The sequence below is a fragment of the Streptomyces sp. NPDC001744 genome (assembly GCF_042892575.1).
In the GTDB taxonomy this organism is placed as follows: domain Bacteria; phylum Actinomycetota; class Actinomycetes; order Streptomycetales; family Streptomycetaceae; genus Streptomyces.
In genome coordinates this window covers 370,099-390,876 of sequence record NZ_JBIAUG010000003.1, presented here as the reverse complement: position 1 = coordinate 390,876, position 20,778 = coordinate 370,099, and the positions used below count along the sequence as shown (strand labels likewise).

Genomic DNA, 20,778 nt, shown 5'->3' with positions numbered 1-20,778 from the left:
CGCGGCCCCGGTCGTCAGCGCCGTCCGGCCGCTCTCCTGAGCGCCGCGAGGAGGCGTCCCGAGTCCTCCGCCCCGTCCTCGCGGCCGTCCTGGTGCAGCGTCAGCCGGTACCGGGTGCCGTTCACGGTCGCCACCGCCTCGTCCGGGCCCGCGAACCACGGCCGCCCCGCCCGCACCGCCGTCACCGGGGCGCTGTCGATCTCGCTGCCGTAACTGGTGAGCAGGGCGAGCCGCCCGTCCTCGATGCGCACCTCGCCCGCGCGCGTCAGTGAACGCAGCCAGCGGGTGATCCCCACGCCCCGCACGCTGAAGTCGGGTTCCGTCATGTCGGTCCGCCCCTTTCTCCCCGTTTCCCCCGGGGTGCCGCTCATAGTGTGCCGGGCCGTCCGCGACCGCACCAGTGGCCCCTCCGCAAGTCTTCCCTATGGAGAGTCAAAGGGAACGTTTGCCCAGGTGGGAGCGGTATCGTCAAGAGCGGGGCACCCAGGGGAAGCGACCGAGGAGAAGCGCGGATGAACACCGTCGAACGCACTGTCGAGCACCATGCGGACAACCGGCCGGCGAGCGCCGCCACCGCCGCGGCCACCATCGACGTCGACCGCAGCGATCCCGCGTACCGGACCTGGCTGAAGGAGGCCGTCCGCAAGGTCCAGGCCGACGCCAACCGCTCCGCCGACACCCACCTGCTGCTCTTCCCGCTCCCGGCGGAGTGGGGGATCGACCTCTACCTCAAGGACGAGTCCACCCACCCCACCGGCAGCCTCAAGCACCGTCTCGCCCGCTCCCTCTTCCTCTACGGCCTCTGCAACGGCTGGATCCGGCCGGACCGGCCCGTCATCGAGGCGTCCAGCGGTTCGACCGCCGTCTCCGAGGCGTACTTCGCGAAGCTCGTCGGCGTCCCGTTCATCGCCGTCATGCCCCGCACGACCAGCCCCGAGAAGTGCCGGCTCATCGAGTTCCACGGCGGGCGGTGCCACTTCGTCGACGACTCGCGCACCATGTACGAGGAGGCCGCCGCCCTCGCCGCGCGCACCGGCGGCCACTACATGGACCAGTTCACCTACGCGGAGCGGGCCACCGACTGGCGCGGCAACAACAACATCGCCGAGTCGATGTACCAGCAGCTCCGCCTCGAGCGGTACCCGGAACCGGCCTGGATCGTGGCCACGGCGGGCACCGGCGGCACCTCGGCGACCATCGCCCGCTACGTGCACTACATGCAGCACGACACCCGCGTCTGCGTCGCCGACCCCGAGAACTCCTGTTTCTTCGACGGCTGGACCCACCACGACCCGCACGCCACCGCCGACTGCGGCTCCCGCATCGAGGGCATCGGCCGCCCCCGCATGGAACCGAGCTTCGTGCCCGGGGCCGTCGACCGCATGATGAAGGTGCCCGACGCGGCCAGCGTCGCCGCCGTCCGGGCCCTGGAGACCGCCATCGGCCGCAAGGCGGGCGGCTCCACCGGCACCGGCCTGTGGAGCGCCTTCAAGATCGTGGCGGAGATGGTCGCGCAGGGGCGCTCCGGCAGCGTCGTCACCCTGATCTGCGACCCGGGCGACCGCTACCTCGACAAGTACTACTCCGACGACTGGCTGGCCGCCCAGGGGCTCGACATCGCCCCGTACGCCGCCGTCATCGAGCGCTTCCTGGAGACGGGGGCCTGGCCGGAGTGAGCCGCCGGTCGAGCCGGCGCGCCGCGCCCCGGAAGGACAGCCCCAGGCCCGGCCCCGCGAGACGCAGCGCGAGCCGGAACGGGCCCGGGCCGTCGGCGGCCACCGTCCACCGCAGCAGGGTGCCCCGCCCGGCGGGGGAGAGGGCCCACTCCTCCGCCATGGCCGTCACGCCCGGGGCGTTCGTCGCGTCGACCCGGTACGCGTGGAGGGCCCCCGGCTCGGAGGCCAGGACCGTCTCCTCGAAGGAGATCCCGACCCGCAGCCGGACCGTACGGCCCGCCCCCTCGTCCCGGGGGACGGCGGAGGCGACGGCGGTGAACCAGGAGGGCGTGCTGCCCGTCTCCACGGCCAGCGACCGGTGGACGGCCCGGGGCGGCGCGGCCAGCGTCGCCGTGAAGGCCAGGCGTACGGGGGCGGACGCGGTGAAGTCGAGCTCCACCGGCCTCAGTCGGCGTGCCATGGACCGAACCTCCCGACGGGTGCGAGCGGAAGAAGCACCCTAACTGACGCCCCGTCAACGGCACAGGGCGCGGGCGGGGACGAGACGCGTCCCTCACTCCTCCCGCAGCAGCCCGTCCAGCGCCCGGCCGAACAGGAACCGCCCCGCCCGCGCCAGCACCGGATCGAGCGCCCCCGGCACCCCCCGCACCGACAACTCCTCCGTCCACACCACGCGGCAGCCGCCGCCGGGCGCCTCCGCCACCTCGATCAGCGCCCAGCCCCGCACGACCCGGCCGGACTTCTCCAGACGGCACGCGCCGGGCCGGCCCGCCGCCGGCGGCTCCCAGCGGACGACCTCCATCGGATCGTCGAAGGACAGCCGCCCGATCCCCGTCCGGGCGGTGAACCGGGTGCCCGGCCCGTTCGGCCCCGGCGTCAGCACCCTCGTCCGGGTCAGCGGCACCCGGCGTCCGTGCGCCGGCCAGTCCGTGAGCCGCCGCCACACCTCCTCCGGCGCCGACGGCACCGTCCGCTCGACCCGGAAGGCCCTCACGCCCGCTCCCCGTCCGCCACCACGAGCCCCGGCAGGCGCTCCGCCACCTCGGCCCGCACCTCCTCCGGCAGCCCCCGGTCCGTCACCCAGGTGTCCACCTCGTCCAGCGACGCGAACGAACTCAGCCCCACCGTGCCCCACTTGGTGTGGTCCGCGACCACCACCACCCGGCGCGCCGCACGCATCAGGCAGGTGTTCGTCTCCGCCTCCGCCAGGTTCGGCGTCGAGAGACCGGCCTCCGCCGAGATCCCGTGCACCCCCAGGAAGAGCAGGTCGAAGTGGAGCGAGCGGACCGTCCGGTCCGCCACCGGGCCCACCAGCGCGTCGGACGGCGTGCGCACCCCGCCCGTCAGGACGACCGTCGCCTCCCCGCCCCGCGGCTCGCCGCCCCCCGTCCGCCGCCCCTCGTGGAACACGTCCGCGACCCGCACCGAGTTGGTCACCACCGTCAGGTCCGGCACGTCGAGCAGGTGCCGGGCCAGCGCGTAGGTCGTCGTCCCCCCGGACAGGGCGAGCGCCGTACCCGGCGTCACCAGGGCCGCCGCCGTCCGGGCGATCTCGTCCTTGGCGCCCGGTTCGAGCACCGACTTGGCCTCGAAGCCCGGCTCGTGCGTGCTCGCCCCGTCGACCGGGACGGCCCCGCCGTGCACCTTCGCCAGCACGCCCTGGCGGGCCAGCGCGTCCAGGTCGCGACGGATCGTCATGTCCGAGACGCCCAGACGCCGGGTCAGCTCGTTGACCCGTACGCCGCCGCGCCGCCGCACCTCGTCGAGGATCAGGGCGCGGCGCTGCTCCGCGAGGAGGTTCTGGTTGTCAGTCACCGCCGGGACCGGTCCTTCCGCAGAAGACGAGGGAACGAGAGTGAATTTCGGCGAGAGGCCGTGCGCGGCCGCACGGCCGTCCGCGATCCTGTCCCCGACGTCGCATCTTCCCACTCCGAGAGGAAGTCCCCCCAGTGCCCCCTGCCACACCCGCCCCGGAGAGCGGGGACGCGGCACTCGAACTCCTCGTCCACGGTGTCGGCGGAACCACCCCCCAGGACATGCTCGACGACCCCAGGACCGTACGGATCACCGGCGACCGGACCGCCGCCGTGTACCGGCGCGCCGAGGACGCCGACGCCGAGGACCACCCCGGGCGGTACCACGGACGCCCGGTCCCGGAGGCGTACTGCTGGTCCAACCTGACCTCGGGCGACGGCACCCGCGCCCTCTGGCTGCTGCTCCTGCCCTTCATGGTCGCCAACCTCGCGCACTGGATGCGCCCGCCCGGCCGGGACGGATCGGGACCCGTCCGGTTCTACGGGGTCCTCGTCCGGCTCCTCGCCCTCACCCTCACCGTCCTGCTCACCGCCGCCGCCTGCGAGGTCGCCCTCGACCTGACGGCCTGGCAGTGCGCCGCCGCCCCCGCCTGCACCGACAACGCCGCCTGGCTGGAGTTCCTCTCCGCCCGGCGCGCCGGCTGGTGGTCCCCGCCCGGCCGCCGCCTCGCCCTCGCCGCCCTCGTGCCGACCGCCCTCGTCGGCCTGCTCTGGTACCTGTCCAACCGGACCTGGAGCGCGTACGAGGCCCAGCGCCCGCCCGCCGGCCACGACGCCCCGTCGGCGGAGCCGGCGACCGGCGGGCAGAGGACGCCCGCCGGGTCCCGCGCCGCCCTCGGCCGCCCCGGATTCTGGTACGGCCGCCGCCTCGTCGCCCGCCTCAGGGCCGCCCACACCGCCGCCGGCTTCCTCACCGTCGCCGCCGCCCTCGTCACGGCCGCCGCCCGCCACGACGGCACGGTCCCCGGCACCGGGGCCGCCCTCGGCCGTGTGCTCCAGGCGTCCGTCGCCGCCCTCGGCGCCGTCGTGCTCTGGGTGGTGTGCCGGCGCGGACGCAGCGAACGCCGCCTCGACCTGCGGCTCGAACGCGCCCTGGTGACCTGGCTGCCCACCGCCGCCCTCGCCCTGCTCCTGCTCACCGCCCTGTACGCCGGCTGGTCCCGCCCCGGCTGGACCTCGTCGGGCACCCTCCCCGGCGACACCGTCTTCAGCGCCCTCACCGTCGTCCAGGGCGGCCTCGTCGTCGCCCTCGGCGCGACGGCCCTCCTCGTCCGGCGGTCCTGCCGGGACGCCCGCACCGCCCTGCGCGGACTCGGCGGGCCCGCCGTCGCCATGCTCGCCTGCGCCCTCGCCGGAATCATGTCCGGAGGCGTCGCCCAGCGCGTGGCCGACTGGCTCGACGGACCGGCCACCCCCGGCATGGGCGAACCCGGCCCCCGGATAAGCCCGCCCGTCCTGCTCAGCTGGCAGGCGTCGGTCATCCCCGTCCTGCTCCTGCTGCTCGCCGTGCCCGCCGCCCTGCTCGCCGCGCGGACCGTGCTCGCCGCCCGGCGCCTGCGCTCCGAGGTCGAGGCCGACTACGGGACCGCCGGCGAGAACGACCCGGTCCGTACGGGACGGATCGCGACGTGCAGGGCGCGGGCGGGGCTCACCGACTCCGCGCCCGTCCTCGTCGGCGTCGTCTCCGGCGCCACCCTGCTCCTCGGGGCCGCCTCCGTCGCCGGTGCCTGGGCCAGCGGCAACGTACCCGGCCGGGCCTTCGACGGCGCCCATCCCGCCCTCGCCTCGCTGGCCTCCGCCACCCAGTCCCTCGGCTCCTGGATGATCGGTTTCGGCTTCCTGCTCTTCGTCACCTGGGGCCGTCGCGCCTACCGGGACCCCTCCGCCCGCCGCACCATCGGCATCCTCTGGGACGTCGGCACCTTCTGGCCCCGCGCCGCCCACCCCTTCGCCCCGCCCTGCTACGCCGAGCGCGCGGTCCCCGACCTCACCTGGCGCATGAGCTCCTGGACCCGGCGCACCGGTGGCCGGCTCGTCATCTCCGGGCACTCCCAGGGCAGCGTCCTCGCCGCGGCCGCCGTCTGGCAGCTCAGGCCCGCCACCCGCCGCCGGGTCGCCCTGCTCACCTACGGCTCACCCCTGGAGCGGCTCTACGGACGCTGGTTCCCGGCCTACTTCGGCCCCGACGCGCTGCGCTCCCTGAACCGCACGGTGCACTGCTGGAGCAACCTCCACCGCGCCACGGACCCCATCGGCGGACCCGTCCGGGTCCTCGGCGAGGACGGGCGGCCCGCCGTCGACGCACCGGTCCTGCTCGATCCGGTCGCCTACGGGCGCACCCGCGACCATCCGCTGCCCGAGCCGATCCTGGGCCACTCCGACTACCAGGCCGACCCGGCGTTCGCGCGCTGCCGCTCCGCCCTCCTCGACCGGCTGCCGCCCGCCGTGCCCCACCAGCGCGACCCCGGGGAGCCGGCCGGCCGGGAGACGTCCGGCCGGGCGGACCCGGAACGGGGCGGTGCGGCCGGACCACCCGCGTAGGGCGGGGCCGGGGCTCAGGGAAGTCCCGGCAGGTCCTCCGGGTGGAGCAGGGTCAGCTCGTCCGTGCTCGGGTCCTCCAGGGCGGCGACCCGGCTCGCGTGCCGCTCCACCATCGACTCGAACGTCTGCCGCGCCGTACGCCCGTTGCCGAAGGCCGGTCCCTTGGGCAGTGCGGTGAAGTAGACGAGCAGCGCCTCGTCCGTCCCCGGGGCCAGCCGGTACTCGTGCTCGTCCGCCTGCTGCCCGACGATCCGCAGCAGCTCCTCCGGCGCGTAGTCGTCGAAGGTGATGGTCCGGGAGAAGCGCGACGCCACCCCCGGGTTCACGGTGAGGAACCGCTCCATCTCCGCCGTGTACCCGGCGACGATGACCACCACCGCGTCCCGGTGGTCCTCCATCAGCTTCACGAGGGTGTCGATCGCCTCGCGGCCGAAGTCCCGCCCCGAGTCCTCCGGCGAGAGGGCGTACGCCTCGTCGACGAACAGCACCCCGCCGCGCGCCCGGTCGAACGCCTCCTGGGTGCGGATCGCCGTCGACCCGATGTGCTCGCCCACCAGGTCCACCCGGGACACCTCGACCAGGTGCCCGCGCTCCAGGACCCCGAGCGAGGCGAGGATCTCCCCGTACAGCCGCGCCACCGTCGTCTTGCCCGTGCCCGGGTTCCCGGTGAAGACCAGGTGACGGCGGACCGAGGCCGCCTTCAGGCCGGCCTCCTGGCGCCTGCGCCCCACCTCGATCATGTTGGTCAGGGTCCGCACCTCGTGCTTGACGCTCTCCAGGCCCACCAGGGCGTCCAGTTCGCCGAGCACGTCCTGCGACGAACGGGCCTCCCGGTCGCGTTCCGGCTCCGGAACCGCCGCCGGGGGCCGGGAGGCCGGTACGGAACCGAGCAGCCCGGCCGTCCGCGTGGCGGTCAGGACCGCGCCGCCGGCCGGGGAGGGGCCGGACGCGGAGAAGTCGGGCACGGAGGAGCGGACCGCGCTCTCGTCGCTCGTGCACCCCTCCGCGACCGCGCCCTCCTCCGGGAACTCGTAACCGCCGCGCGCGCACCGCTCCGTGCGGCACTTGCGCAGGGTCGTCCGGCAACCGTCCGTCACGTGGAAGCCGTACCCGTCGCTGCCCGTCACCCGGCAGCCGTGGAAGGAGCCGCGCCCCTCCGCCGACACGTAGAAACCGGCCTCGGCGGGCGAGGTGACCGTGCACCGGTCGATGGTGGGGTCGGCGCCCTTGGTGACGATGACCCCGGTCTGCACCGAGTCGATCGCGCAGTTGGCGAGGGTGCCGCCGCTGCCGTGGTCCCGGAACCAGGCGCCCGTGGACGCCTCCCGGATGCGGCAGTCGTCGAGCTGGGCCGTCGCCCCGTCGCTCACCGACACCGCCGTGTTCCGCACCTGCGACAGGTCGCTGTCGACCACGTCCACGCGCGAACCCCGGTCCAGGACGAACAGCGCGTCGGGCACGTCGTGCACCCGGCAGGCGTCGAGGACGGCGGTCGCCCCGTCGCTCACCCACACCGCCGGGTAGTCGCCCGTGCTGTCGTGGATCTCGCACTGGTTGGCGTCCACCCGGGTCCCCGGGTCCCACACCGACAGGCCGTTGCGGCCGAAGCGGCGGACGGTCGACCGGGTGAGCGTCAGGACCGAGCGCGAGCGCAGGTCGACCGCGTTCTCCGGGACGTCGTGGACGTCGCAGTCGGAGAGGGTGAGGACGGCGTCGGTGTCGAGGGTGATGCCGTCCGCCGACGTGCGGTGCACCGAGGAGTCGGTGAGGTGGGCGGTGGCGCGGGACGCGATCTGGAGCCCGGCGCCCTTGATCTCGTACACCTCGCAGCCCACGCCCTCCAGGGCGCTGCCCTCGCCCGTGACGGCGATGCCGGCGCCGGAGGCGTGGTGCACCCGGCAGCGCTCCAGACGCGGGTGCGCCCCGCCCCGCACCGAGACGCCCGCCTGCCCGGCGGCCACCACCTCGCACTCCTCGAACACCCCGCCCGCGCCGTCGAGCACCGCGATGCCGATCCCCGCCGGGTTGTCCACGGTGCAGCGCCGGACGGTGGGCCGTGCGGCGCCCCGCACCTCGATGCCGGCGGCCGAACGGGTCGTGATCCGCAGGTCGAGCAGTTCGGGCGTGCCGTCCTCGACGAGGAGCGCGGGCGCCGCCACGTCCTGCCCCTCGACGTGCAGGTCCCGGAGGGTGACGGAGGCGCGGAGGGTCAGCGGGACGCCGTCCGGGGGAGCGATCCGGACCGGGCCGGCGCCGCCCTCGGGGCCGCGCAGGGTGACGGCCCGCCGCATCACGAGGTTCTCCCGGTAGGTCCCCGGCGCGACGGTGAGCACGTCCCCGTCGCCCGCCGCGTCCAGGGCGGCGGCGAGGGAGGGGTACTCACCCGTGCGGCGCCGCCACCGCGATGTGCCGGTGTGCGTCACCTGGACCGTGCCCTGTGCCATGGGTGTGTCCTGCCCCCGCCTCATGCCTCGCCGCTGATCCGATGCCCCACCGTAGCGCGCGCGACGCCGGGGGGAGGACGGGTCGCGTACCCCCGCCCGTACCGGAAACGCACAGGTGCCCGGGTGCGTCACCGCCGGTCCGGAGCGGTCGGGGCCGGTCGTACCCGGTCAACTGCCGGTGCCGGTACGGCCCCAGTCGGGACCGGCCGCGGCCCACGCGCGGTCGAGGCGCGCGTACCGCAGCAGCACGAGGCGGCGCATCGCGAGCCGGCGGCCGGTCTCCACCAGGAGACCGGTGAGGAGCGAGGCCATGAACCCCGCGGTGATCGCGTGCGCGCGGGCGGTGGCCGGGTGCATCGGCGGCGCCACCGGACGGCCGTCCCGGTCCGTCCACAGCGCGAAGGTGTCGCCCGGCGCCGCGTGCCGCCGGGCCGTCTCCACCGTCCCCGTGCGGACCGAACCGTCCGGGGCGGTCCAGCGGGCCGTCACCGGGCGGCTCAGCCGCTCCTCCTCGGCGGCCTCGGCGGTCCGGACCACGCGCGGGGGCCCCTCGGCCGCCCCCAGCACCCGGGCCGTCGTCGGCGTCCGCTGCTCCTGCTGGGCGCGGATCGCCCGCTGGAGCGAGCCGTACGCGGACGCCCCGGCGGTCCAGCCGGCCAGGGGCACCGCGACGCAGAGCAGGACGGCGGCCGCCAGGGCGACCCACGCCTCGACGAGATCCGTGGTCCGGCGCAGGGGATTGTGCCGCCAGCGCCAGAGTCCGGTGGCTGCGCGCACGTCGGGACCCCCTCGTTGTTCGCCGCTCCTCCAACGAGTGTGCCCCGGAGGCGGGTTCCCCGCCCGCCGGACCGGCCAAGTGTGACGCGGGACCCCCGCCGTACGGGCGGGGCTCAGTCCAGGATCTCGACGGGGTCGCCGACCCGGACCGTGCCGGTGCGCTCGGGGACGAGGTTCTGGCCGAAGAGGACCCGGCCGTCGCTCCTGCGGTGCCGGGCGAGGGTGTGCAGCGGCTCCTTGCCCCGTCCGGCGGTGGACTGGTCCGTCGTGGTGACGACGCACCGCCCCGAGGGCCGGGCGACCCGGAGGACGACCTCCCCGACGGCGATCCGGCGCCAGCCGTCCTCCGCCCAGGGGGCCGTCCCCCCGATCACCAGATTCGGCCGGAACCTGTCCATCGGCAGCGGCCCCTCGCCCGCGTGGTCCCCCCGGGCGATCAGGGAGTTGAGGGCGTCGAGGGAGGCGGTGGTGGTGGCGAGCAGCGGATAGCCGTCCGCGAAGCTCACCGTCTCGCCGGGCCGCGCGTACTCCGGATCCACCGGGCGCCGGTGTTCGGGCGCGTCCATGTGGACGAGCCCGAAGTCCCCCTCCAGGTACGCCGAGAGCCAGTCGGCGGCGGCGGGCCCGGCCGGCACCGCCTCCACACGCTGGTCGAAGATGTCCACCGTGACGGTGGCCGAGGGGCGAGGGACCCCGACCGCCAGCGCCGGACGGCCGGGCGCGGACAGGACGATTCCGCCGTCCGGCGCCGGCTCGGCCGAGGCCAGCGCCATCCGGGGGCGACGACGCTGGGTCACGACCCTGCCCGCCGCGTCGACGACGGCCCAGCGGCGGTCCCCGGCCGGCCCCCAGGGCCGCACCTCGGCCTCCGCGCACGCCAGCGCGCGCATGGCCTTCACCGGGTGGATGTGGACGGAGCGGAGCACGGGAGTCGGCATGGGGTCATCCTGTCAGCCGCCCCGTCCCCGGCGTCGGCCGGTACGGGGAGCCGGTCAGTAACCCCCGCCCTGGTAGGGGCGGTTGTAGGGGTCGTCGTAGGGCGCGGAGGCCGGAACCGGCGCGGGCCGGGGCGCCGCCGGGCGCATCGCCTCGTAACCGGTGGCCGCCGGGCGCATCGCCTCGTAGCCGCCGGCCGCCGGGCGGGGCTGCTGCGGGTACGGGCCGCCCGGGTAGCCGCGCGGGGCGGACTGCTGCTGGGGGATGTACGGCGCCGGGGCCTGCTGGAGGGGGGCCGGTGCCATCTGCGGCGCGTGCTGCGGGTAGCCGTATCCGCCTCCGTTGTGGGCGGGGGAGGGCTGGGGGGCGGGCGCCGCCGGAAGGGCGGGCAGTGCCGAGGAGAGCGCCGGCAGGTAGGAGCCGTTTCCGCCACCGGAGAAGCTGCTGCCGGTGTCGTAGGCGGCGGGCACTCGGATCGGGGCGATCTGAGGCGTGCCCCGCTCCGCGACCAGGGAGTCGTAGATCGGGGTGTCCGGGAAGGACGGCGCGGTGTGGTAACCGCCTCCATAAGAGGAGCGGGGGGAGGTCATGGCCATAAGTTAAGCCCACGATGTGCCGGTTGGGGAGACCGATTTGAGGGTTGTTTGACAGGCTTCGCGAAGCGGCGCGTCCCCAACCCGAGCGAACGCGGTAAAAACGGGCGGCGAGATGTCTCAAGATCGCGTAAATGCCGAGCTGGGAGGGGGTTACCGGCGGGTCGGGCCCCTCGGGGCCGCCCGGCGTCCCTCCACATGAAGAACACATAAAGAAAAAGCGCCGGGAAGGCGGGGAGGTGATCATGAACATGATTGGGTGGCAATCCCGGACCCCCGGCGAACACACGCCGAATGGGAGGGGCTACTCCCCGTAAGGGGCGGCGCCGTCGCGTGCAATGGAAATGCCATTTCCCCTTCCGCCGGGAAGGGGCGCTCACCGGTCCGGCGCCGCCTCCGGCCGCGCGTACGTCCGGCCCTTCCACGCCGCGCCCCGGCCCCGGTGGTGCCGGACCGCCGAGTCCACCGTCATCAGCAGGTAGAGGAACGCGGTGAACGGCAGCAGCGGAGCGAGCCACGGCGGCTGCCGGTAGTAACGCAGCATCGGCAGGTACGTCCCCGCCATCACCGCCCAGGCCGCGCCGCCGGCCAGGGCCGCCCGCCCGTCCCCGCCCGCCGCGCCCGCCACCAGGGCCACCGGCGGCACCAGGTAGACGACCGCGAGGCCCGCCACCACCGCCACGAGCAGCGGCGGGCTGTGCCGCAGCTGCGTGTACGCGCTCCGCGCGACCATCCCCCACAGCCCCCCGAGTCCCGGGTACGGACGGACGCTCTCGACCCGCTCCGCGAGCCCCAGCCAGATCCGCCCGCCGGCCCGCCGCACCGCCCGCGCCAGCGACACGTCGTCGATCACCGCCTGCCTGATCACCTCCGGCACCCCCGCCGCCACCGCCGTCTCCGTCCGCAGCAGGACGCACCCGCCCGCCGCGGCCGCCGTCCGGGCCCGTGCCCGGTTGATCCGGCGGAAGGGGTAGAGCTGCGCGAAGAAGTAGACGAACGCCGGCACGATCAGCCGCTCCCAGCCGCTCTCGGCCCGCAGCCGGGCCATCTGCGACACCAGATCGAGATCGTTCTCCACCGCCGCCGACACGAGGAGCCGCAGACTGTCCGGCCCGTGGGCGATGTCCGCGTCCGTCAGGAGCAGGAACTCCGGCTCCCGCGCGCGTGCCAGCGCCATGCCGTGCCGCAGCGCCCACAGCTTCCCCGTCCAGCCCGGCTCCGGCTCACCCGGCGACGCGACGGTCAGCGGCAGCCCGCCGCACCGCTCGGCCAGTCCGGCGGCCAGCCTCCCCGTACCGTCCGTGCTCCCGTCGTCCACGAGGACGACCTCGGCGACCCCCGGATAGTCCTGGGCGAGCAACGACGGAAGGCTCAGCGGAAGCACTTCGGCCTCGTCCCGCGCCGGTACGACGACGACCACGCGCGGCCACGCGCGCGCGTCGTCCCCGCCGGGTCCCGACGGTTCCACGTGCGCGTGCTTCCCGCCGGACAGCGACGGTTCCACGTGCGCGTGCTTCCCGCCGGACAGCGACGGTTCCACGTGCGCGTGCTTCCCGCCGGACAGCGACGGTTCCACGCGCGCGTGCTTCCCGCCGGACAGCGACGGCTTCCGGGCCGGCTCCGCCCGTACGCCCCCGGACCCGGACGGCTTCCGGGCGCGCGGCAGCCGCTGGTCCGTGCGCCAGAAGAAGCCCTGGCCCAGCAGCAGCCAGACCCAGGCGGCGAAGGAGACGGTCGCGAACCAGGCGAGGGTGCTCATTCGCGGCAGTCTGCCCCAGAACGCGGGGGTCACGGGGCTCATCGGCTAGGGTGACCGGGTGAAGATCGCGCTCATGGACTCCGGAATCGGCCTCCTCCCGGCAGCGGCCGCGGTGCGACGGCTCCGGCCGGACGCGGATCTGCTCCTCTCCAACGACCCCGACGGCATGCCGTGGGGCCCGCGCACCCCCGAGGACCTCACGGGACGCGCCCTCGCCGTCGCCCTCGCCGCCGCCGAGCACCGCCCGCAGGCGCTGATCGTGGCCTGCAACACCGCCACCGTCCACGCCCTGCCCGCCCTGCGCGACCTCCTCGAACCGGAGATCCCGGTCATCGGCACCGTGCCCGCCGTCAAGCCCGCCGCCGCGGGCGGCGGCAAGATCGCCATCTGGGCCACCCCGGCCACCACCGGCAGCGCCTACCAGCGCGGACTCATCCGCGACTTCGCCGACGGCGCCGAGGTCACCGAGGTGCCCTGCCCGGGTCTCGCCGACGCTGTGGAGCACGCGGACCAGGACGCCGTCGGCCGGGCCGTCGCCGCCGCCGCCGCGCTCACCCCGCCCGACGTCCGCGCCGTCGTCCTCGGCTGCACCCACTACGAACTGGTCGAGGAGCGCATCCTCGCCGCCCTGGAGGCGCGCGGCCGGGCGGACCTCCCGCCGCCGGTCTTCCACGGCTCCGCCGAGGCCGTCGCCGCACAGGCGCTGCGCCGGATCGGCGCCGGGCCGGCCCCCGACGCCGACCCCACCGGCACCCTCTCCGTCCTGCTCAGCGGACGCCCCGGGCGGCTCCCCGCCACCGCCCTCGCCTACGCCGAGGGCCGCGGCCTCGCGGAGACCGCCTCCGCTCGCTGAGCGTCGCCGGGCGGCTCCGCTCCGCCGTGCCGCCCCGACCGCCCCCGAGTACGCTTCCGGTATGAGGGAGCGTCCCCGGTACCTGCGCGACGACGAGCTGAGCCCCGCCGTCTGGACCGGCCGCGCCACCAACCGCTTCCAGTGGGTGGCCGCGACGGCCGGTGCCGCCTGCCTGGCCCTGGGCATCCTCCTCGCCGTCCAGCTGCGGTGGACCTCGGGCGTCGCGGCGCTCCTCATGGCGGTGACCGGCTGCGTCACGGCCGGACTGCTCGTCCTCTTCGGCACCCTCGCCTTCGTCCACGTGGCCGTGCGGGTGGACGACCGGAACATGGAGGTCCGCTGCGGCCACATGGGCCTGCCGCGCCGCCGCATCCCCCTCTCCCACATCGCCGGAGCCGACTTCGCCCCGCGCGTCACCCCGCGCCAGTGGGGCGGCTGGGGCTACCGCTGGCGCCCGGAGAAGGGCACGGCCGTGGTCGTCCGGCAGGGCGAGGGGCTGGTCCTTCGCCTGCGTGACGGCCACACCTTCACGGTCACCGTCGACGACGCGGAGTCCGCCGTCCGCGCCATCCGCGACCGCCTGCGCCACCCGGCCCCGCCGGGCCCGTCCGCGTCGACCGGGGTGTGAACGCCGGGCCCGCCCGCGTCGGCCGTGCCGTCAGGACCCGCACCGCCCGCCGCCCCGCGCGACCGCTTCCGTGCTCGTCGGAGGCCCCGCACCGGGCCGTACCGGACGTCCCGGGGGACAGGGACGACCCGTAGACTCCGCAAGGTGAGCGCCACCACCCCTGCCGACGCGTCCGGAACCACCGCCGTTCCCGCCGACGCGTCCGGAACCGACACCGCACCGCCCGCGCCGGGTTCCCGTTCGCGACGGTTCGCGCGGCCCGCGGCGGCCGCCCTGTCCGGGTTCCTCCTCTACCTGAGCTTCCCGCCGCGACCCCTGTGGTGGCTCGCGCTGCCCGCCTTCGCGCTGCTCGGCTGGACCCTGCGGGGCCGCCGGCTCCGCGCCGGGTTCGGTCTCGGGTACCTCGCGGGCCTCGGTTTCCTGCTCCCCCTCCTCGTCTGGACCGGTGAGGAGGTCGGCGCCGTCCCCTGGCTCGCGCTCGCGGCCGTCGAGGCGCTCTTCGTGGCCGTCGCGGGACTCGGTGTCGCGGCCGTCTCCCGGCTCCCGTGGTGGCCCTTCTTCGCCGCGGGGGTGTGGGTCCTCGCGGAAGGGGCACGCGCGCGCGTGCCCTTCGGCGGCTTCCCCTGGGGCAAGGTCGCCTTCGGGCAGGCCGACGGCGCCTTCCTGCCGCTCGCCGCCGTCGGCGGCACCCCCCTGCTCGGCTTCGCCGTCGTGCTCTGCGGCTTCGGCCTGTACGAGGCGGCCCGCCTGCTCCTGGCCCGGCGCGCCGCCCGCGCCGTCCCGCGCGCCACGGCCACCGGCACCGCCCCGCGCGCCACCGGCACCGCCCCGCGCGGCCCGCTCCTCGCCGCCGCCCTCTCCGTCCTCGTCCCGGTCACCGGTGCCCTCGCCGCCCTTCCCCTCGTCGACGACTCCGCCGAGGACGGCACCGCCACCGTCGCCGCCGTCCAGGGCAACGTCCCCCGCCTCGGCCTCGACTTCAACGCCCAGCGACGAGCCGTCCTCGACAACCACGCGGCCCGCACCCGCGAGCTCGCCCGCGCCGTCCGGGAGAAGCGCGCGCCGCGACCCGACTTCGTCCTGTGGCCGGAGAACTCCTCGGACATCGACCCGTACGCGAACGCCGACGCCGCCGACGTCATCGACGAGGCCGTCCGCGAGATCGGCGCGCCCACCGTGATCGGCGCGGTCGTCGCCCCCGGGACCGGCAAGCTCCGCAACACCCTCATCCAGTGGGAGCCCGGCCGCGGCCCGGTCGCCACGTACGACAAGCGGCACGTCCAGCCCTTCGGCGAGTACATCCCCATGCGGTCCCTCGTGCGGATCTTCAACAGCGACGTCGACCGGGTGAGCCGCGACTTCGGCCCCGGCAGCGAGGTCGGCGTCTTCGACCTCGCGGGGACGAGGGTCGGTCTCGCCACCTGCTACGAGGCGGCCTTCGACTGGGCCGTGCGCGACACCGTCACCCACGGCGCGCAGCTGATCACCGTCCCCAGCAACAACGCCACCTTCGGCCGCAGCGAGATGACCTACCAGCAGCTCGCGATGTCCCGGGTGCGCGCGGTCGAACACAGCCGGTCGGTGGTCGTGCCCGTCACCAGCGGAGTCAGCGCGATCATCCGCCCCGACGGCGAGATCGTCGCGCGGACGAAGATGTTCACCCCGGACGTCCTGGTCGAGCGGGTGCCGCTGCGTTCCTCGCGGACCCCCGCGACCCGCATGGGCACCCTGCCCGAAGCCCTCCTCGCGGCGCTCGCGGCGGCCGGCCTCGGCCTGTCGGCGTTCCGCTCGGTGCGCGCCCGCCGCACCCGGGCGGAGTGAACAGCCGGCCAGGGGCGCGGCCATCGCGCCGAGGTGCGCCCGCCGCACCCGCGCGGAGTGAAACCGGAACCGGCCGGGGGCAGGGGGGCGGGGCCGACCCCGGGCGGCCGCCCATGATCTAGGGTCGCTCCATGGCTACCCCCGACTTCATCCGAACCCTGCGCGAGACGGCCGGTCACCAGCTCCTCTTCCTGCCCGGCGTGAGTGCCGTCGTTTTCGACGACCTGGGCAGGGTCCTGCTCGGCCGGCGCTCCGACAACGGGCGCTGGGCGGTCATCGGCGGCATCGTCGAACCCGGGGAGCAGCCCGCCGACTGCGCGGTGCGCGAGGTGTACGAGGAGACCGCCGTGCGCTGCGAGGTCGAGCGGATCGTGCTCGTCGAGACCCTCCGCAAGCCCGTCGTCTACCCCAACGGCGATCAGTGCCAGTTCCTGGACGTGTCCTTCCGCTGCCGCGCCGTCGGGGGAGAGGCCCGGGTCAACGACGACGAGTCCCTCGAGGTCGGCTGGTTCGACGTGGACGACCTGCCGGAGATGAAGCGCTTCTCGCACCTGAGGATCGAGAAGGCGCTCGCCGATGAACCCGCATGGTTCCGCACCACAGTAACCAGCTGAACTGTGGGTCCGACGCACATCGGCGGGGGAGGGAACCCTCCTTAGGGTGCGGAGCATGAGCGCTTCCCCCACCACCTCCGGCCCCGGCCCCGCCGCACTCCCGCCCCGGGTGGCCGGTCTCGCCCTCGACCTCACCGGCCGCACCGCGCTCGTCACCGGCGCGGCCGGCGGCATCGGGCGCGCCTGCGCGCTGCGGCTCGCCGCCGCGGGCGCCCGGGTCAGGGCCGTCGACCGGGCCGCCGAGGGCCTGGAGAGCCTGGCCGGGGAGGCGTCCGCACTCCCCGGCGAGCTCGAACCGCGGCTCCTCGACCTGACCGACCTGGACGCCGCCGAGACGGCCGCCGCCGGTACGGACATCCTGGTCAACAACGCCGGGCTCCAGCTCGTACGCCCCATCGAGGAGTTCCCCCCGGACGTCTTCCACACGGTCCTCACCGTGATGCTGGAGGCGCCGTTCCGGCTCGTCCGGGGTGCCCTCCCGCACATGTACGGGCAGGGCTGGGGCCGGATCGTGAACATCTCCTCCGTCCACGGGCTGCGCGCCTCCGCCTTCAAGTCCGCCTATGTGGCCGCGAAACACGGTCTGGAGGGCCTCTCCAAGACCGCCGCCCTCGAAGGCGCCCCGTACGGGGTCACCTCCAACTGCGTCAACCCCGGCTACGTCAGGACCCCGCTCGTCGAGCGGCAGATCGCGGACCAGGCCGCCGTCCACGGCATCCCGCCGGAGCGCGTCCTCTCGGACGTCCTGCTCAAGGACTCGGCGCTCAAGCGGCTCGTCGAACCGGAGGAGGTCGCCGAGGCCGTCCTCTACCTCTGCGCCCCCCAGGCGTCGTTCATCACCGGCACCTCCCTCACCCTCGACGGCGGCTGGACCGCCCACTGAGGGACACGCCCCGAGGGGTCCCTGTGAAGGTTGTCCACAGGGGTGGTGCGACCACACGTACGGCAGGTATCCCTGTGTCCATGTCCCACGAACACGTCTCCTACCTGGAACTCCTCGCCCGGGGAGCCGCCGCGGAGGCATACGACCGGCCCGTCCTGCTCGCCCGCGCGAGCGGCGCGGGCCCCGAGGCGCTGGCCGAGTTGGAGGAAGCCAAGCAGCTCGCCCTGCGCGTCCGGGCGGAGCTGGAGGGCCGGCGGCGGCGCGAGGCGGAGCTGTCCGCGCTCTTCGCCACCGCCCACGACCTCGCGGGACTCCGCGACCTCGACGCGGTCCTGCGCGCCATCGTCCAGCGCGCCCGCTCCCTCCTGGGCACCGAGGTCGCCTACCTCAGCCTCAACGACCCGGCCGCCGGCGACACGTACATGCGGGTCACCGAGGGCTCCGTCTCCGCCCGCTTCCAGCAGCTCCGGCTGGGCATGGGCGAAGGGCTCGGCGGTCTCGTCGCGCAGACCGCCCGCCCCTACGTCACCGACGACTACTTCGACGACGCGCGCTTCCAGCACACCCGGACCATCGACACGGCCGTACGGGACGAGGGCCTCGTCGCCATCCTCGGCGTGCCGCTCAGCCTCGGCAGCCAGGTCATCGGCGTGCTGTTCGCGGCCGACCGCAGGGCCAGGGTCTTCGAGCGCGAACAGGTCGCCCTGCTCGGCTCCTTCGCCGCGCACGCCGCCGTCGCCATCGACACCGCCAACCTCCTCGCAGAGACCCGCTCGGCCCTCGCGGAGCTGGAACGGGCCAACGACATCATCCGCGAGCACAGCGGCGTCATCGAACGGGCCTCCGAGGTCCACGACCGCCTCTCCGAACTGGTGCTGCACGGCGGCGGCGTCCACGACGTGACCCGCGCCGTCTCCGAAGTGCTCGGCGGGACCGTCGAGTTCACCGAGGCGGGCGCCGGGTCCGCGCGCCGCCCCGGCGGCCACGCGGTGCGCGAGGGGGACGACTGGGTCGCCGCGGTCTCCGCCGGCGGCGAGACCCTGGGCGCCCTCGTCCTCCGCGGACAGCCCGACCTCGACCCCGTCGACCAGCGCACCCTGGAGCGCGCCGCCCTGGTCACCTCCCTCCTGCTGCTCGCCCGCCGCTCGGCGGGCGAGGCCGAACAGCGCGTACGGGGCGAACTCCTCGACGACCTCCTCGACGCCCCCGACCGGGACCGTCGCCTGCTGCGCGAACGCGCGGCCCGGCTCCGCGCCGACAGCGAGGCCCCGCACGTCGTGCTCGCCGCCCGCGCCGACCGGACCGGTGCCACCCCCGACGCCGGACGCGAGGGCGCCGACCGCCGGCGCCTGTGGTCGGCCGCCTCCCACCTCGCCGCCACCCGCCGCGGACTGGCCTCCGCGCGCGACGGCGGTACGGTCCTCCTCCTGCCGCTCGGCCCCGGCGAGACCGCCGCCGAACTCGCCCGCCAGACCGCCGCGGACCTCGGCGGCACCCTGCGCGAACCGGTCACCGTCGGCGCCTCCGCCCCCGTACGGGCCCCCCTCGACCACCCGGACCGGGTGGCCGCCGCGTACGGGGAGGCCCGCCGCTGCCTCGACGCCCTCCGGCTCCTGCGCCGTTCGGGCCGGGGCGCCGCCGCGGAGGACCTCGGCTTCCTCGGTCTGCTGCTCGCCGACGGACGGGACGTCGACGGCTTCGTGGACCGCACCGTCGGCCAGGTCGTCGCCTACGACCGGCGGCGCGGCACCGAGCTGATCCGCACCCTGGACGCCTACTTCGCGAGCGGCATGAGCCCCGCCCGCACCAAGGACGAACTCCACGTCCACGTCAACACGGTGGCCCAGCGCCTGGAACGGGTCGGCCGGCTCCTCGGCCCCGACTGGCAGTCCCCGGAGCGCGCCCTGGAGATCCAGCTCGCGCTGCGGCTGCACGCCCTCTCGGACGCGGTCGGGGAGAGGTGACACGCGGAAGGGTCCCGGGCCCCGCTCACCACGAGCGGGGCCCGGGACCCTTCCGCGACCGTCCGGCGGGTCAGGCGTCGGCGCCGACGCGGGAGTCCCCGGGGGTCCGCTCGGCGATCTCGCCGAGGTCGCGGTCGCGGGTCTCGCGGGCGCAGGCCACGGCGACGACGGTGAGCAGCGCGGCGGCGATCACGTACAGGGCGATCGGGGTCGAGCTGCCGTGGTCGGCGAGCAGCGCGGTCGCGATGAGCGGGGCGGGCGCGCCGGCGGCGACGGAGGAGAACTGGGCGCCGATGGAGGCGCCGGAGTAGCGCATCCGGGTCGCGAACATCTCGGAGAAGAAGGCCGCCTGCGGCGCGTACATCGCACCGTGCAGCACCAGGCCGACCGTCACGGCGAGCAGCAGGCTGCCGAAGGTGCCCCGGTCGATGAGCGTGAAGAAGGGGAACATCCAGGCCCCGACGCCCACCGCGCCGATCAGGTACACCGGCCGGCGCCCGAGCCGGTCGGACAGCGCGCCCCAGAGGGGGATCACCGCGAAGTGGACGGCGGACCCGATGAGGACGGCGTTCAGGGCGGTCTGCTTCGAGAGCCCGACCTGGGTGGTCGCGTAGACGAGGATGAACGCGGTGATCACGTAGTACGAGATGTTCTCCGCCATGCGGGCGCCCATCGCGATCAGCACGTCCCGCCAGTGGTGGCGCAGGACCGCGACGAGCGGCATCCTCTCGGCCTGCCCGGCGACCGCCTTGCGCTCCTCGGCGGCGGCGAGCGCCGCCTTGAAGACCGGCGACTCGTCGACGGAGAGCCGGATCCACATCCCGACCACCACCAGGACCCCGGAGAGCAGGAACGGCACGCGCCAGCCCCACGAGGCGAAGGCGGCGTCCGAGAGGAGCGCGGTCAGCGCGGACAGCACACCGGTCGCGAGCAACTGCCCGGCCGGCGCGCCGGTCTGCGGCCAGGAGGCCCAGAACCCGCGCCGCCGGGCGTCCCCGTGCTCGGAGACGAGCAGGACGGCCCCGCCCCACTCGCCGCCGAGCGCGAAGCCCTGCACGAGCCGCAGCACGGTCAGCAGCACGGGGGCGGCGGACCCGACGGTCGCGTGCGTGGGCAGCAGCCCGATGGCGAACGTCGCCCCGCCCATCAGGAGCAGGCTCAGCACCAGCAGTTTCTTCCGCCCCAGACGGTCGCCGTAGTGCCCGAACACCAGGGCCCCGAGCGGCCGGGCGGCGAACCCGACGGCGTACGTCAGGAAGGACAGCAGGGTCCCCACCAGCGGGTCGGACTCGGGGAAGAAGAGCTTGTTGAACACGAGCGCGGCGGCGGACCCGTACAGGAAGAAGTCGTACCACTCGATGGTGGTCCCGATGAGGCTGGCGGCGACGATCCTCTTGAGGGAGTTGGGTGGTGTGGGGGAGGGAGCTGCGGCGGCCATGTGCACCACTTCCAGGCGGGTACGGGGACGTTTTCGT

General features: G+C 75.2%; 18 protein-coding genes. 8 read left to right on the top strand and 10 right to left on the bottom strand.

Features of this window, described 5'->3' with window-relative positions; all coding sequences use genetic code 11:
- Nucleotides 1-14: 14 nt before the first annotated feature.
- Nucleotides 15-326 carry a hypothetical protein gene (locus ACFYZY_RS06145; RefSeq protein WP_388689968.1) on the bottom strand — a complete coding sequence of 104 codons (312 nt, stop codon included), beginning with the start codon at nt 324-326 and terminating at the stop codon, nt 15-17.
- Between the two features lie 186 nt (nt 327-512).
- Here ACFYZY_RS06145 and ACFYZY_RS06140 point away from each other — a divergent pair, with 186 nt between their 5' ends.
- The gene (locus ACFYZY_RS06140) at nt 513-1,676 is read left to right on the top strand and encodes a PLP-dependent cysteine synthase family protein (RefSeq protein WP_388689966.1); all 1,164 of its coding nucleotides are present in this window, start codon (nt 513-515) and stop codon (nt 1,674-1,676) included.
- Here the strand turns inward: ACFYZY_RS06140 and ACFYZY_RS06135 are convergent.
- The 3 genes from ACFYZY_RS06135 to ACFYZY_RS06125 form a co-directional block, all read right to left on the bottom strand.
- Nucleotides 1,636-2,136, bottom strand: a complete 501-nt coding sequence (locus ACFYZY_RS06135) for an SRPBCC family protein (RefSeq protein ID WP_388689964.1) — start codon at nt 2,134-2,136, stop codon at nt 1,636-1,638. The genes ACFYZY_RS06140 and ACFYZY_RS06135 overlap by 41 nt on opposite strands.
- A 93-nt stretch (nt 2,137-2,229) precedes the next feature.
- Nucleotides 2,230-2,670, bottom strand: a complete 441-nt coding sequence (locus ACFYZY_RS06130; RefSeq protein ID WP_388689962.1) for an SRPBCC family protein — start codon at nt 2,668-2,670, stop codon at nt 2,230-2,232.
- The gene (locus ACFYZY_RS06125; RefSeq protein WP_388689960.1) at nt 2,667-3,491 is read right to left on the bottom strand and encodes a DeoR/GlpR family DNA-binding transcription regulator; all 825 of its coding nucleotides are present in this window, start codon (nt 3,489-3,491) and stop codon (nt 2,667-2,669) included. Before ACFYZY_RS06125 ends, ACFYZY_RS06130 begins: the two co-directional genes overlap by 4 nt.
- Before the next feature lie 134 nt (nt 3,492-3,625).
- On the opposite strand from ACFYZY_RS06125, the gene ACFYZY_RS06120 reads away from it, so the two are divergent.
- The gene (locus ACFYZY_RS06120) at nt 3,626-6,031 is read left to right on the top strand and encodes a hypothetical protein (protein ID WP_388689958.1); all 2,406 of its coding nucleotides are present in this window, start codon (nt 3,626-3,628) and stop codon (nt 6,029-6,031) included.
- A gap of 14 nt (nt 6,032-6,045) precedes the next feature.
- Here ACFYZY_RS06120 and ACFYZY_RS06115 read toward each other — a convergent pair whose 3' ends face one another.
- The 5 genes from ACFYZY_RS06115 to ACFYZY_RS06095 all read right to left on the bottom strand — a co-directional run bounded on the left by ACFYZY_RS06115 (nt 6,046) and on the right by ACFYZY_RS06095 (nt 12,540).
- Complete coding sequence (locus ACFYZY_RS06115) at nt 6,046-8,475, bottom strand: right-handed parallel beta-helix repeat-containing protein (RefSeq protein ID WP_388689957.1); 2,430 nt, start codon at nt 8,473-8,475, stop codon at nt 6,046-6,048.
- Between the two features lie 168 nt (nt 8,476-8,643).
- The gene (locus ACFYZY_RS06110) at nt 8,644-9,252 is read right to left on the bottom strand and encodes a hypothetical protein (protein ID WP_388689955.1); all 609 of its coding nucleotides are present in this window, start codon (nt 9,250-9,252) and stop codon (nt 8,644-8,646) included.
- A gap of 113 nt (nt 9,253-9,365) precedes the next feature.
- Nucleotides 9,366-10,190, bottom strand: a complete 825-nt coding sequence (locus ACFYZY_RS06105; protein ID WP_388689953.1) for an MOSC domain-containing protein — start codon at nt 10,188-10,190, stop codon at nt 9,366-9,368.
- A gap of 54 nt (nt 10,191-10,244) precedes the next feature.
- Nucleotides 10,245-10,778 (bottom strand): DUF6643 family protein, encoded by a 534-nt coding sequence (locus ACFYZY_RS06100; protein ID WP_388689951.1) that lies wholly within the window; start codon nt 10,776-10,778, stop codon nt 10,245-10,247.
- Nucleotides 10,779-11,157: 379 nt separating this feature from the next.
- Nucleotides 11,158-12,540: a glycosyltransferase gene (locus ACFYZY_RS06095; RefSeq protein ID WP_388689950.1), complete on the bottom strand. Its 1,383-nt coding sequence runs from the start codon at nt 12,538-12,540 to the stop codon at nt 11,158-11,160.
- Between the two features lie 58 nt (nt 12,541-12,598).
- Here ACFYZY_RS06095 and ACFYZY_RS06090 point away from each other — a divergent pair, with 58 nt between their 5' ends.
- The 6 genes from ACFYZY_RS06090 to ACFYZY_RS06065 all read left to right on the top strand — a co-directional run bounded on the left by ACFYZY_RS06090 (nt 12,599) and on the right by ACFYZY_RS06065 (nt 19,303).
- Complete coding sequence (locus tag ACFYZY_RS06090) at nt 12,599-13,393, top strand: glutamate racemase (RefSeq protein ID WP_388689948.1); 795 nt, start codon at nt 12,599-12,601, stop codon at nt 13,391-13,393.
- 61 nt (nt 13,394-13,454) lie between these two features.
- Nucleotides 13,455-14,021: a hypothetical protein gene (locus ACFYZY_RS06085; RefSeq protein WP_388689946.1), complete on the top strand. Its 567-nt coding sequence runs from the start codon at nt 13,455-13,457 to the stop codon at nt 14,019-14,021.
- A 144-nt stretch (nt 14,022-14,165) separates the two neighbouring features.
- Nucleotides 14,166-15,842, top strand: a complete 1,677-nt coding sequence (gene lnt / locus ACFYZY_RS06080) for an apolipoprotein N-acyltransferase (protein ID WP_388689945.1) — start codon at nt 14,166-14,168, stop codon at nt 15,840-15,842.
- Between the two features lie 131 nt (nt 15,843-15,973).
- The gene (locus tag ACFYZY_RS06075) at nt 15,974-16,456 is read left to right on the top strand and encodes an NUDIX domain-containing protein (protein ID WP_388689943.1); all 483 of its coding nucleotides are present in this window, start codon (nt 15,974-15,976) and stop codon (nt 16,454-16,456) included.
- 55 nt (nt 16,457-16,511) lie between these two features.
- The gene (locus ACFYZY_RS06070) at nt 16,512-17,339 is read left to right on the top strand and encodes a 3-hydroxybutyrate dehydrogenase (protein ID WP_388689941.1); all 828 of its coding nucleotides are present in this window, start codon (nt 16,512-16,514) and stop codon (nt 17,337-17,339) included.
- An 80-nt stretch (nt 17,340-17,419) separates the two neighbouring features.
- Nucleotides 17,420-19,303 carry a helix-turn-helix domain-containing protein gene (locus tag ACFYZY_RS06065; RefSeq protein WP_388689940.1) on the top strand — a complete coding sequence of 628 codons (1,884 nt, stop codon included), beginning with the start codon at nt 17,420-17,422 and terminating at the stop codon, nt 19,301-19,303.
- A 70-nt stretch (nt 19,304-19,373) separates the two neighbouring features.
- Here the strand turns inward: ACFYZY_RS06065 and ACFYZY_RS06060 are convergent, their stop codons facing one another.
- Complete coding sequence (locus ACFYZY_RS06060; protein ID WP_388689939.1) at nt 19,374-20,741, bottom strand: MFS transporter; 1,368 nt, start codon at nt 20,739-20,741, stop codon at nt 19,374-19,376.
- Nucleotides 20,742-20,778: the final 37 nt, after the last annotated feature.

Coding starts and splice junctions, on each gene's coding strand:
- ACFYZY_RS06105 (WP_388689953.1), bottom strand. CDS start 10,190: ATGCCGACTCCCGTGCTCCGCTCCGTCCACATCCACCCGGTGAAGGCC.
- ACFYZY_RS06085 (WP_388689946.1), top strand. CDS start 13,455: ATGAGGGAGCGTCCCCGGTACCTGCGCGACGACGAGCTGAGCCCCGCC.
- ACFYZY_RS06145 (WP_388689968.1), bottom strand. CDS start 326: ATGACGGAACCCGACTTCAGCGTGCGGGGCGTGGGGATCACCCGCTGG.
- ACFYZY_RS06100 (WP_388689951.1), bottom strand. CDS start 10,778: ATGACCTCCCCCCGCTCCTCTTATGGAGGCGGTTACCACACCGCGCCG.
- ACFYZY_RS06070 (WP_388689941.1), top strand. CDS start 16,512: ATGAGCGCTTCCCCCACCACCTCCGGCCCCGGCCCCGCCGCACTCCCG.
- ACFYZY_RS06075 (WP_388689943.1), top strand. CDS start 15,974: ATGGCTACCCCCGACTTCATCCGAACCCTGCGCGAGACGGCCGGTCAC.
- ACFYZY_RS06140 (WP_388689966.1), top strand. CDS start 513: ATGAACACCGTCGAACGCACTGTCGAGCACCATGCGGACAACCGGCCG.
- ACFYZY_RS06135 (WP_388689964.1), bottom strand. CDS start 2,136: ATGGCACGCCGACTGAGGCCGGTGGAGCTCGACTTCACCGCGTCCGCC.
- ACFYZY_RS06095 (WP_388689950.1), bottom strand. CDS start 12,540: ATGAGCACCCTCGCCTGGTTCGCGACCGTCTCCTTCGCCGCCTGGGTC.
- ACFYZY_RS06060 (WP_388689939.1), bottom strand. CDS start 20,741: ATGGCCGCCGCAGCTCCCTCCCCCACACCACCCAACTCCCTCAAGAGG.
- ACFYZY_RS06065 (WP_388689940.1), top strand. CDS start 17,420: ATGTCCCACGAACACGTCTCCTACCTGGAACTCCTCGCCCGGGGAGCC.
- ACFYZY_RS06115 (WP_388689957.1), bottom strand. CDS start 8,475: ATGGCACAGGGCACGGTCCAGGTGACGCACACCGGCACATCGCGGTGG.